We start from the raw sequence: 11,357 nt of genomic DNA, 5'->3' as shown, positions 1-11,357 counted from the left end.
CCTCGAGGAGCCCGAAGGACGGTGCCATGAGCTATCTGCAGGCACCCGCTGAGACCAACGCTGCAGACCAGACCGGTCGTATGTATGAAGCCGACCGCGCGGCACTGGGGTATGTCGCCAACTACACCAGGGTGTTCGCGCTGCAACCTGCCGTCTACGAGGCCTGGCAGCAGCTCAACACCGCAATCAAGGCGGACATGGACACGCGGCGCTACGAGCTGGTGACGTTGGCGGCCGCGCGGCGTCTGCGGTCCAGTTACTGCGCTCTCGCGCACGGAAAGGTGCTGCGGGACCGGTTCTATGATGCCGAGACGGTGGAAGACATCGCCACCGACCACCACGATGCCGGCCTGGACTCCGCCGACGTCGCGCTTATCGACTTCGCCGAACGCGTGGTCACCGATGCCACTGCCATCACCGCCGCCGATATCGATGGGTTGCGCCGTCATGGACTGTCCGATACTGACATCTTCCAGGTGGTGCTGGCCGCCGCCGCCCGGTGCTTCTTCAGCACCGTCCTGGATGCTGTGGGGACAGAACCCGACTCTCAGTACCGAGCCTCGATCGAACCCGGCCTCCAACTCGCCCTCACCTTCGGCCGCCCCATTGCAACGGCGGATATTCCAGATGAGACACCCTGAGAGAACGCGCTCTTTGCCGCGAAGAGTGCGTTTGAGCGGTTGTCAAATGCCGGCCACCGGAAACACGATCATCGTCAGCGACGGCGGGTTTCTCGGCTGAACAGCGGCTTCCGACTGTCATCACGGGTGGATACTGTGCGTCCGTGGACACCCCCGCATCGACCTCGGCGCCCGTCATCGCCAGGGATGAGCCGGTCCGCCCGCCGATCGCCTGGCTGCCGATCGGCGGTGCGGCCGCCGCGGCCGCCGCCGTTCTGGTGGCCACCAACAACCGGTACGACTACCACCGCGACGAGCTGTACTTCCGGATGCTGCGGCCGGCCTGGGGCTACGTCGACCAGCCGCCGCTGACTCCGCTGCTGGCCCGCGCCTCGGTGGCCGTGTTCGGCGACACGGTCTGGGCCATGCGCCTGCCGGCCACCGTCTGCGTGGTGGCGGCGATCGTGCTCACCGCGCTGATCACCCGCGAGTTGGGCGGTGGCCGTCGCGCGCAGACGCTGTGCGCCTGGGGATACGCGTTCGCGGCGGTACCCCTGCTGTTCGGTCACGTCATGCTGACCGCGACCGTTGACCTGCCGGTCTGGGCGGCAGTGATCCTGTTCGCGCTGTGTGCCCTGCTCCGCGGTGAGCCGCGATGGTGGCCGGCGGCCGGCGCGGTGACCGGGATGGCCCTCTACAACAAGCATCTCATCGTGCTGCTGTTGGTCAGCCTGGCGTTCGGGCTGCTCTGGTTAGGCCCGCGCTCGGCGCTGCGTTCGCGCTGGCTGTGGACCGGTGTGGGCCTGGCCGTGCTGATCGGATCACCCAACCTGATCTACCAGGCCACGCACGGGTTCCCGCAGCTGGATATGGCGGCCGCCCTGTCCGAGAACAAGGGCGGCGCGACCCGGGTGCAGCTGCTGCCGTTCCAACTGTTCCTGCTGGGTCCGCCGGTCACCGCGATCTGGGTGGCCGGCCTCGTCGCCCTGTTCCGCCGGCCGGCCTGGCGCCCTGCCCGGGCGCTCGCCGGCGCATACCCGGTGCTGTTGGTGATCGTGCTGATCTCCGGCGGGCAGATCTACTACCCGGTGGGCTTGGTCGGCTCTCTCTTCGCCGCCGGGTGCGTGCCGACCGCGGACTGGGCTGCGCGCCGACCCCGACGGCGGCGGGCGCTGGTCGTCGCCGGACTCGCCCTGAACACCGCGGTCACGCTCATGCTCGCACTGCCGTTGCTGCCCGTCGACGTGCTCGGCGACACCCCCATTCCGGCGATCAACCAGGCCACCCGCGACCAGATCGGCTGGCCCGCCTACGCCCGAGAGGTGGCGGCCGTCTACGCGGCGCTGCCGGAGGCGGATCGAGCCAAAGCCGTCATCGTGACCGGCAATTACGGCGAGGCGGGCGCGTTGGAGCGGTACGGCCCGGACCACAGGCTGCCGCTGCCGATCTACAGCGGACAAAATGAGCTGTACCGGTACGGACCGCCCCCGGAGGCGGCGACGGTGGCCGTGGTGATCGGGTTGCCGCTGCCCTACCTGCAGGCCCGGTTCGGCAGCTGCGCCGTGGCGGGCGTACTCGACAATGGCGTCGGCGTCGGCAACGAGGAGCAGGGCCGCATCATCGCGGTCTGCCGCGACCCAGCGGGCGGCTGGACAGCGGCCTGGCCCCGCTTCCAGCATTTCGACTGAACCCGGCCAGCCGGGCGGGCAGAGGGTCGCCGCCCGCAGGCCAGAAGCTGAGAGACTTCCTCGAGCCGCTTTCCGTGGCGTCTTTCCGCTCAGGCGGCCATGTCCTGGGCCAGCGCGTCGAAGGCCGTCATCGCTTCCTGGTCCAGCTCGATTCGGGCGACCGCGACGTTGTCGGCCAGGTGCGCGAGGTCACGGGTGCCGGGGATCAGCAGCGTGGCCGGGCTGTGCCCGAGCAGCCAGGCCAGCCCGGCCTGAGCCGGGGTGATGCCGAGGCGCTCGGCGTGCGCGATGACCACCGGGTTGTCGGTGACGCTGGGCAGCCAGTCGAAGGCCGATCCGAGCGGGCAGTACGGCACCCAGGCGACGCCCTGCTCGGCGCACTCGGTCAGGACGTCCTCCTGGTCACGGGTGAGGACGTTGTACATGTTCTGCACGCAGACGATTCCGGCCGGAAGAGCCTGCCGCAGCTGCGTAAGGCCGACCTGGCTCAGGCCGATGCCACCGATCTTGCCCTCGTCGCGCAGGGCGATCAGCTCGGCCAGTTGGCTGTCCAGGTCGACCACCTGGTCGCCGGTGGCGCTGATACCTGGCGGCATGTCGAGCCGGCGGAGGTTGACGACCGCAAGGTGTTCGGTGTCGAGGGTGCGCAGGTTCTCCTCGACCGATGCCCGCAGTTGCGCCGGCTTCTGGGCGGCGACCAGTCGCTCGGTCGGGTGGGTCACCGCGCCGACCTTGGTGACGATCTGCAGGCGGTCGGCGTACGGATGCAGGGCGGTCCTGATCAGGTCGTTGACCGGGCCGTAGAAGTGGGCCGTGTCGATGTGGTCGACGCCGAGTTCGACCGCGCGGCGCAGAACCTTGACGGCATCCGCGGGGTCGCCGTGTTCCAGCTGCATGGCGCCGAAGCCGACCCGCAGGACATCGTGGTCGCCCAGCTTTCCGTACGCGTACGCATGCGATGTGGTCATGGTCGTGACCCTCCAGATACGATGACCATAAGCGGAACCGATTCCGCTTAGCCTGGTTGGACTCTAGCAAAAGCGGAACCGGTTCCGCTTGTGAGGTGATCGCGATTTCCGAGCTCGAGCGACGCCCCGGCGCGCGAAGGGACGCCCAGCGCAACCGGCAGCGCATCATCGACGCTGCCACCCGCGCCCTCACCACCGGCCCGGACCCTGTCAAGATCGAGACCATCGCCCGCGAGGCGGGAGTCGGCGTCGGCACGCTCTACCGCAACTTCCCGTCCCGCGAAGCCCTGGTCGAAGAGGTCTACCGCAGCGAACTCACCCGCCTCTGCGCCATGGCCGCGCAGCTGGTGGCCGACCACGCGCCGGCCGACGCCATGCGCGAATGGATGCGCCGCTATCAGGACTTCGTCGCCACCAAACGCGGCATGGCCGAAGCCCTGCGCGCGGTGATCGCCAGCGGTGCGATCAGCTCCGGCCAAACCCGCGAACACCTCAACGGCGCCATCGCCACCATCCTCGACGCCGGCCGAACCGACGGCAGCCTGCGCGCCGACGTCCAACCGGCCGACGTCTCCGCCAGCATGGCCGGCATCATGCTGACCGCCGCCGACGTCGACCAGGCCACCCGGATGCTGAAGCTCCTCGTCGATGGCATGCTCGCCCGCGGCCCCTCCTGAAGCAGCCCCGTGGCCTGAAAGCCGTGACGCACGCTTCTGCCGCCAAGTGCGGCTACGCCCGGGTGAAGCGGGATGGCGGCCGGCCGAAGGTGCGGGTGAAGGCGGTGGTGAACGCGGCCGGTGAGGCATAGCCGAGGCGGGCGGCGACCTCGGTGACGGTGGTGGTGCGCAGGAGAGGGACCGCGGCGAGGAGGCGGGCGCGGGTGCGCCAGACGGCGGGGCTGAGGCCGGTTTCGCGGCGGAAACGGCGGGTGAAGGCGCGTTCGCTGGTGGACAGGTGGGCGGCCCATTCGGTGTTGGTCACCCCGGCGTCGGGAGCGGCGAGGTAGGCGCGGCAGAGGGCGGCGAGGTCGGCGGAGGCGGGAAGGGTGACGTGCAGTGGGAGAGGGGTGAGTGCGGCGATCTCGTGGAGGAGCAGGGCGGCGATGCCGCCCTCCCGGCCGGCCAGGTCGTACTCGGCGGGGAACGCGACGGCGGCTGAGAGGAGTTCGCGGAGCAGCGGAGTGACGTCCGCGACCGTGCAGACGGCGGGCCACCATGGGACGGCGCCGGGCTCGATATAGAGGCTCTGAGTGCTGACGTCGAGCATCCGGACGCGGTGGCGGGTGGCGGGCGGGATGAGGACGGCGCGGTCGGTGGGGACGGTCCAGGCGCCGTCGCCGGTTTCGACGATCATGACACCGGTGGCCCCGTACAGGAACTGCGCGCGGCGGTGTTCGTGCCAGTCGAGCACATGCCCGGGCGGGTAGTCGGTGCCGATCGGGAGGACCGCGCGGGGGATGTGGTCGACCTCGGCCAGCGGCACGTTCTTCACCCGGCCAGACTAGTGGCCGAGACGCGAAGGAATCACGCCGACCTTCGAATGCGAGTGCCTGGTCTTGCCTGATGGGCTTGAGCCCGTGGAACTCGTCGTACTGATCGGAATCGGGCTGATGACCGGGGTGACGACCGTGCTGTTCGGCTTCGGGGGCGGATTCGTCACGGTGCCGGTGGTGGTGTGGTCGGACGCCGCCCTGGGGCCCGGCGCGATGCGGGTGGCCACGGCGACGTCGGCCCTGGTGATGGTGGTGAACGCGGGATTCGCCACGGCCGCCACCCGCCGGAGCCTCTTGGCGGCGCTGCGCGGCCGCGGCGTCCTGCTCGTGCTGCTCGCGATCGGCGGGGCGGCCGGCGCGCTGCTGACGCGGTTCGTGCCATCCTTCCTGACCCGATGGGCCTTCATCGGGTATCTCGTGCTGACGATCGCAGACCTGCTGGTACGCCCCGGATTCCTCCGCCCACCCGCACCGGGCGAGGCCGTGCCGCGCGGCCCGCGGCCGATTCCCGCCGCCCTGGGCGCGCCGATCGGCGCGGTCGCGGCGTTCCTCGGGGTGGGCGGCAGCGTCATGACCGTCCCGATGCTCCGCCGCGCCGGGCACTCCATGCACGCGGCCACCGCGCTCGCCAACCCGCTCACCCTCGTCATCGCGGTACCGGCCGCCCTCGTCTCCCTGCCTGCCGGCCCGGTCGCGGGCGCCCACTTCATCGGTCTCATCGACCCGATCGCGGCCGCCTGCCTGCTCACCGGCGCGATCCCGGTCATCGTCGCACTGCGCCGCCGTCCCCCGCGCATCCCCGACCATCTGTATGCCCGGTCCTACCTTGGCCTGCTCGTCCTCGTGACGATCATCATGCTCGCGGCGGTGTGATGCTCTCGCGGGGTCGAAACAGCCGACGGACCTCCGCCGGTCGTATGCGGCCAGGTGGCCACCTCGGACATTCGCGGGATGACGCAGCCTCCGGCTTCGTACGCTCATCGCACGGCGCCGGAACGGATCCGCACCACCGAACATCCGCTCATGCCGCTGGTCGCGTACGGAGAGCCTGAGCCGGCGAGCGGACATCCAGCCTCCGGACGCAAGCGCCAGACGGCTCGCCTTCAACCGGGATGCGGTCTGATCAGACCGCGGTCAATCCCCGGCGCCTCGGACCGTTATCTCGATCGCGGCCGGGGCACTCGCCGCATCGAGTTCGACATGGACGGGGAAGAACCCGTCGCCCACGGACGTCATCGCGAACATGACGCGGGCACCGCCGACCTCTATCGAGGCGGCCTCGTTCTCCGACGCGCGAACATCGGCCATCACCCGCCAGTGGTGTGAGTGCGGCCGGAAATCGAAGGCGAACTTACGGTCCGATGCCGTCTTCCGATCGTTCAACGCGATCGCCTTCGCGTACGCGTCGCGGACCGGCAGGTTCAGCCAGCCGTAGTTGTCCTCGCCAGGCGTGCCGGTACGGGTGGCACCGAACTCGGCCGCGATCTCGGTCTCGTGCCTGCCCCAGAAGACGACGTCCGCGAGCCCGTCGATCGGCTCCTCGTGTACCCACGCGTTCAACGCGTCCGCGTCGGCGAACACGAAGCGGGCATAGTCGACGCCGATCTTGCCCAGCGAGCAGGTACTCATGACCGGTTCGTCACTGATCACGATGCGGATGCGCGTCCAGCCCCAGTCGCTGTGCGGTGTCGCGGTGACCGGCAGCGGGCGGTCGGTCGGCAGGCCTCCGATGGCGATGACCGGCACGCCGCTGATCAGAAAGTCCGGGTCGTTTCGGGCGATCGCCCGCCGGACGCGGTCACGGTGCGGGACCTGCCGTGGGAAGGAGCGCAGCGACGCCTGGTAGCCGCGCTCACGGCACTGGTCATCGAAGTGCGAGGTGAACTCTGCGACGGCGTGGTGCGGGATGTCGTAGAGGGTGCGGCCGGACTGCCGGTCGAACGACCGGGCCGCGGCGTCTGCATCGCGGCCGACCACCTCAAAGTCGACGGCAGGCGCGTCGTCGGGCCGCTCCACGTCGTCCGGCGCGCGGTCGCCGGACCATAGCCCGAGGTAGCCGCCGTCCATCAGCACCAACTCGCCCGACGGACAGGTCACCTCGCCGAGCAGCACGACCTCTGCCACGGTCGCGTAGTTTACGGCGATCAGTACCACCGCATCCGCTTCTACCGCGGAGAGGCACACCTGGCTGTCGTTGAAAGATCGAGCGCCGTGCGAGTCCACATACGATTCTGAGGTGATCCAGATCGGCTCGAGGGCCCGCAAACTGCCGGCGCCCCCGTCAGTGGTCTGGGAGTCGCTTGTGGAACCTCATCGGCGGGGAGCGCGGCCATGGCTGAACCTGCTCTCCGATGAAGTAGAGCCGAGGGTCTTGGAAGCCGAAAAGCCCAACCGGGTCGTCTGGTCATCGCTTTGGCCAAGTAGACCCAACGACCAGGTCCATTTCGAGCTGACGGCCGTGGGCGGCGAGACCTCGCTGAAGTTCACCTTGCTCACCCCGGATGAAGCTCCTGATCAGAGCAAGACCGGGCACCTTCGGCGGCGACTCAACCACCTGCTCTTCGCCGACCTCCGATTCTCTTACGGTCAGTGACCGCATGCCACGGACGCCCGGATCTGCCGCGATCCGGCCGCCTCGCCGACAATGGGCCACGATCTTTGATCGATAGAACAGCGCGGCTAACGATGTCAGGAGTGTGCCGACCGGGGGCGCCTCACCGGCGAGTTCCCGTATCTTGTCGGCATGCCGGGCGATGACAGCATAATCGGGGACGATCCGCTCGCTGGCGGAATGGCCCTGTCCTTGCGGCTGCGGCGCGATTTCACGGTGACCGACGCCGTCGCCCGAACCCAGGGCGGTGACGTCTTCGCGCTGCCGCCCAGCGACGGACTACGGTGTCTCCCGCAACGGCCAGACCTCGACGACACCGTGTGCGACCGCGCAGGGAGTTCCTGATACGAGCTGGATCGCTTCCTCCAGGGTCGCCGCTTCGATGATGGCGAACCCGGCGACCGGGAGAGCCGATGACATGAATGATCCGCTTTCCACGCTCATGCCGGCACCGTCGGGATTTCGCACCTGTACGGGCGACTCCGCGATCCCCATCTCGGCTCCGGCCGCTCGCAGGCGAGTGTCGTGCGCGTGCGCCTGGTCGCGGACCGCCGCGTCGGTGCGGTCATAACCTTCCTGGTCGCCGTACCCGATGGTCACGAACTTGGCCATGACAGGCCCTCCCTTGGTCGCCCGGACTACTCGCACGTACTGACCTCCATCGCGCCCGCAACTCATCGGTGCGTCCGGCACTCCACACACCCGGCTCGACCTCCGATGTCGACGTACCGGATGCTCGGAAAAGACCCACCCACGGTGCCGACATGAGGGTTTTGCCCCTTCCCTGGATCGCGGTTGCCGAGCATTCGGCACGCATCCGCCCGCGAATCGGAGGAACGGCGAAGATCGACAGCTTGAGCAGCCTTTACGGGACGCTCCCAGGAGGCCAGACCCGGAGAAACGCCGCCTTCCGGGTCTCGCCTCCCTCAGGGCGCGGTGGCCTCGGCGTGTGGCGCACGCGTGAACGCGAGGATGCTGCCGGCCACACCGATGAGGATGATCGCGATGGCGACGCTGATCCCACCCGCGCGGTTCCAGTACACGTCCTTCAACTCGATCAGCAACGCGGCTTCGTCGATCACAAGGGCCAGCCCGATCCCGAAGGCGAGGCCCATCCAGGTCCGCCAGAGAGAGGACCTCTCGACGAGCCCGCACGCGCCGACGGCGATCAACAGCAGAATCCCCCAGATGTAATGGTGAATATGGACACGACCGACGTGGACGTTGCCCAGTCCCGCGACGTGAACGTGGATTGCCCAGGTCAGCAAACGCAACCCAGTGAATGTGGCGGTGAATCCCCACCACGAAAGGATCAGGCCACGCCGTGTCGGATGGACCTGCCGCAACCGGCGTGGACGCGGAGGCGGGTTCTGGGCTGACCGATCATCCGGGGAATTCGACGCTTCACCGCTCACCCGATGAGCCTACTTCTCACCGGACCGGCGGGCCGGCCTACCGGTAACCCCGCTTGAGCAGGTATTTGGCTCCTGCCTCGAACCCCTCCGGGCTCAGCAGTACGAACCCGAAGGCGTCGGCCAGCCGGTCGGTGGTGTTGAAGGCGACGCAGACCGCCAGCGCGTCCTGGACCTGCTGGGGTGAGACACCGGCGGCCAGCACCTCCCGCATGTCCTCGGCGTCGACCTTTCCCTCCCGGGTCAGCTTGCCGAGCATTCGCAGCGTTGCCCGCAGCGGCTCGGCTACGGGAGCCGACTCCAGGTCGGCCAGCACCGCCGCGACCCGCGGCCCGTCCTGGCACGCCCGCTCTGCGGTCGCGGTGTGCGCGCCGACGCAGAACGCTGACTCGTTCACCTTGGACACGTAAGCCGCCATCAGCTCCCGGTCGCCCACCGACCAGGCGGACGGCCCGCGCATCGCCTCGTGAGTGAACTCCTTGGCCCGGGCCCCGTAGAAATCGGGCCGATAGAAGACCAGCTTGGCTGCGTCCGGTACGGGGTGCCCGGAGAACAGTCGGATGAGCGCGAACAGCAGCTTGGTTCTGCGGCTGTAACCGTGGTTGAGGATGTCAAGTCGCATGATCCGGCCTCCCCTTGCCGGTCGCTTCGGCCAGGGCCGCCAGTCCGGCTTCATACAGCCGGGCGGACTGGCCGACCGCAGCGCATATCACCAGTTCGAAAAGCCGGTCCTCGGTGCAGCCCGCCGCCTTCGCCGCGGCCAAGTCCGCCTCGGTGACCTGCGCCGGCCTTTCGACGACCTTGCCGATCAGCGCGTCCAATGGCGGGGAAAGTCCGTCGTTGCCGAAGGCACACGCTCGCTGCTCCGCGGATGCCCTGCCCTCCCCGTTCAGTAGGCGATCCACCAGGTCTCGATGGGCTGCTCGCTTCTTGTCCGCATCCGGCACGGCGCCCTCCGCCCTCCCTTACAGCTCGACCATCTGCCCTCATGCACAAGACGATCGGCACCCGCCGAACGTGACAGGCTGCCAACGAAATACAACCCTGTCATGTCATCTTGAAGAAATGGCAGACACGCCATTAGGCCGCCTGGTTCGCTGATCGGCGACCTTGATAAGGCGGGCTGCCGGTAGGTGATCCGGTGTGATGACGCAACTGGTCGAAGAGCATCCTGGCGGCCCGCCGAGTGCGGGAGGGACACCGCTCCGCCCGATCACCCGAGGGCTGTACGTCCTGACCGACGCCGCCTAAGCGTCTGTGTTCGGTGATGGCGGCGACCGCCACTCCGCCGAAGCGCTCACCCCGACCCGGCGCGGTTCAGGCGTCAGTGGCAGGTTGTCGTCGGGTCGTCGTGGGTGAGGGCGCAGATGATGCGGTCGCCGCGACCGGGATAGGCCTGGCGCACCGCCGCGGCGAAATCGTGCCACTGGCGGCGGGTGTCGTCGATGGCCAGGCGCACCGCGCGACTGAAATTGTCCTGGACCTGGCCGCGCGCGGTGCAGACGTTCTTGCCGCCCTCGGTGCAGGAGGTGACGCCCGTACGAGGGTCGATCACTCCGTGGTCCTTGTTGATCCAGGCGTGCTTGAGCCGGGTCCGGCCGCCGTCGGTGCACCCGGCGCGTTCGCCGGTGATGGCGGACTGGGCGTCGAAGCAGCCGGTGGTCAGCCAGCCGGGGACGTTCGCGCCGGTCGGCTCGGCTCCGAACAGGGCGAACAGCGGGCTGACGCCGCCTTGCCGGCCGCCGGGCGGGTTGTGCACGCCGACCGGCCCGGCCGCGGCCTGATCGGCCCAGTTGCTGTGCGAGTAGAAGTCCTGGACCGCGTGCAGCGCACGCCCGAATTCTTCGATCACATTGCATTTGGCCCGGCCGGACACCCGGTTGAAGGTGCAGTCGCCGTTCGGGCGCGGCGGGAACAGCGAGGGTTTGAGGCTGACCTCTCCCGGTTTGATACGGCCGTCGCGGTCGAGCAGGTCGGCGGCTCGGCGGAGGCCGGCGCGTACTCGGGCGCGGGCGTGATCGACGCACTCGATCAGAGCGGCGGTCGCTCGCTGCCGGTCCTGCGGCCGGTAGTCGGGGCCGTCGACGTAGTCGGCGTTGTCGCAGTGCGCCGCGGAGGTCAGGATCTCCCCTGTCAGCGGGTTGTCCGGGGAGCCCACCGCTCCGAACGTTCCCTTCTTGCCCGCGACCTGATCCAGTGACCGCGGCTCGAAGCAGTCGGCGCCGCCACCAGAGGCGCAACCCAGCGCGGCACGCGTGATCCGCTCGTGCTCGGCCAGGTGGCCGACCGTGCCGAAGGCATGCGCGCGTGGCGCGGTTCCCACCAGCAGGACGGTGGCGGCTGCGGCCGCCACCGTCGCCGCGGTGATCGCGTTGGGCATGACTCTCCGGGAACGCCCGGTATGAGCGGTCGATACGGCGGGCGGGACGGTCGTCGGCATCCGGTTCTCCTTCGTTGGCCATGTGCGCAACACAGTGAAACAGATCGACTACTCAACGTGAACTCATCCCGGCGGCGCGTCGTCGCGTCATGGCGGGGCTCATCCCGGACGCGCGCATTCGCGTCT

13 protein-coding genes are annotated in these 11,357 nt (G+C 68.9%); 5 read left to right on the top strand and 8 right to left on the bottom strand.

Annotated elements, in window-relative coordinates; translation table 11 throughout:
- Positions 1 to 26 precede the first annotated feature (26 nt).
- Both AB0L00_RS22070 and AB0L00_RS22065 read left to right on the top strand, forming a co-directional pair.
- The gene (locus AB0L00_RS22070; protein ID WP_364437107.1) at positions 27 to 641 is read left to right on the top strand and encodes a hypothetical protein; all 615 of its coding nucleotides are present in this window, start codon (positions 27 to 29) and stop codon (positions 639 to 641) included.
- Between the two features lie 143 nt (positions 642 to 784).
- Positions 785 to 2,308, top strand: a complete 1,524-nt coding sequence (locus AB0L00_RS22065) for a glycosyltransferase family 39 protein (RefSeq protein ID WP_364437104.1) — start codon at positions 785 to 787, stop codon at positions 2,306 to 2,308.
- Positions 2,309 to 2,397: 89 nt separating this feature from the next.
- Here the strand turns inward: AB0L00_RS22065 and AB0L00_RS22060 are convergent, their stop codons facing one another.
- On the bottom strand, positions 2,398 to 3,276 hold the full coding sequence (locus AB0L00_RS22060) for an aldo/keto reductase (RefSeq protein WP_364437102.1): 879 nt from the start codon (positions 3,274 to 3,276) through the stop codon (positions 2,398 to 2,400).
- Positions 3,277 to 3,371: 95 nt separating this feature from the next.
- Here AB0L00_RS22060 and AB0L00_RS22055 point away from each other — a divergent pair, with 95 nt between their 5' ends.
- The gene (locus AB0L00_RS22055; RefSeq protein ID WP_364437100.1) at positions 3,372 to 3,953 is read left to right on the top strand and encodes a helix-turn-helix domain-containing protein; all 582 of its coding nucleotides are present in this window, start codon (positions 3,372 to 3,374) and stop codon (positions 3,951 to 3,953) included.
- A 52-nt stretch (positions 3,954 to 4,005) separates the two neighbouring features.
- On the opposite strand, the gene AB0L00_RS22050 is transcribed toward AB0L00_RS22055, so the two are convergent.
- Positions 4,006 to 4,767, bottom strand: a complete 762-nt coding sequence (locus tag AB0L00_RS22050; protein WP_364437097.1) for a helix-turn-helix transcriptional regulator — start codon at positions 4,765 to 4,767, stop codon at positions 4,006 to 4,008.
- Positions 4,768 to 4,852: 85 nt separating this feature from the next.
- Here AB0L00_RS22050 and AB0L00_RS22045 point away from each other — a divergent pair, with 85 nt between their 5' ends.
- Complete coding sequence (locus AB0L00_RS22045; RefSeq protein ID WP_364437094.1) at positions 4,853 to 5,641, top strand: sulfite exporter TauE/SafE family protein; 789 nt, start codon at positions 4,853 to 4,855, stop codon at positions 5,639 to 5,641.
- 261 nt (positions 5,642 to 5,902) lie between these two features.
- On the opposite strand, the gene AB0L00_RS22040 is transcribed toward AB0L00_RS22045, so the two are convergent.
- Entirely contained in the window at positions 5,903 to 6,991 is a 1,089-nt protein-coding gene (locus tag AB0L00_RS22040; RefSeq protein ID WP_364437091.1) for a hypothetical protein, read from the bottom strand.
- Positions 6,992 to 7,004: 13 nt separating this feature from the next.
- Here AB0L00_RS22040 and AB0L00_RS22035 point away from each other — a divergent pair, with 13 nt between their 5' ends.
- On the top strand, positions 7,005 to 7,361 hold the full coding sequence (locus AB0L00_RS22035; protein ID WP_364437088.1) for a hypothetical protein: 357 nt from the start codon (positions 7,005 to 7,007) through the stop codon (positions 7,359 to 7,361).
- Positions 7,362 to 7,658: 297 nt separating this feature from the next.
- Here AB0L00_RS22035 and AB0L00_RS22030 read toward each other — a convergent pair whose 3' ends face one another.
- The 5 genes from AB0L00_RS22030 to AB0L00_RS22010 form a co-directional block, all read right to left on the bottom strand.
- Entirely contained in the window at positions 7,659 to 7,991 is a 333-nt protein-coding gene (locus AB0L00_RS22030) for a YciI family protein (protein ID WP_364437085.1), read from the bottom strand.
- 314 nt (positions 7,992 to 8,305) lie between these two features.
- Positions 8,306 to 8,653 (bottom strand): hypothetical protein, encoded by a 348-nt coding sequence (locus tag AB0L00_RS22025; protein ID WP_364437082.1) that lies wholly within the window; start codon positions 8,651 to 8,653, stop codon positions 8,306 to 8,308.
- Between the two features lie 178 nt (positions 8,654 to 8,831).
- Complete coding sequence (locus tag AB0L00_RS22020; RefSeq protein WP_364437079.1) at positions 8,832 to 9,413, bottom strand: hypothetical protein; 582 nt, start codon at positions 9,411 to 9,413, stop codon at positions 8,832 to 8,834.
- Complete coding sequence (locus tag AB0L00_RS22015; protein WP_364437076.1) at positions 9,403 to 9,738, bottom strand: hypothetical protein; 336 nt, start codon at positions 9,736 to 9,738, stop codon at positions 9,403 to 9,405. The genes AB0L00_RS22020 and AB0L00_RS22015 overlap by 11 nt, the downstream gene beginning before the upstream one ends.
- Positions 9,739 to 10,115: 377 nt before the next feature.
- Positions 10,116 to 11,171, bottom strand: a complete 1,056-nt coding sequence (locus AB0L00_RS22010) for a hypothetical protein (protein WP_364437073.1) — start codon at positions 11,169 to 11,171, stop codon at positions 10,116 to 10,118.
- Between the last annotated feature and the right edge of the window lie 186 nt (positions 11,172 to 11,357).

It is taken from the genome of Actinoallomurus sp. NPDC052308 (assembly GCF_040679195.1).
In the GTDB taxonomy this organism is placed as follows: Bacteria; Actinomycetota; Actinomycetes; order Streptosporangiales; family Streptosporangiaceae; genus Actinoallomurus; species Actinoallomurus liliacearum.
Note: the sequence above shows the minus strand (reverse complement) of the source record. Positions and strands in the feature narration are given on the sequence as shown.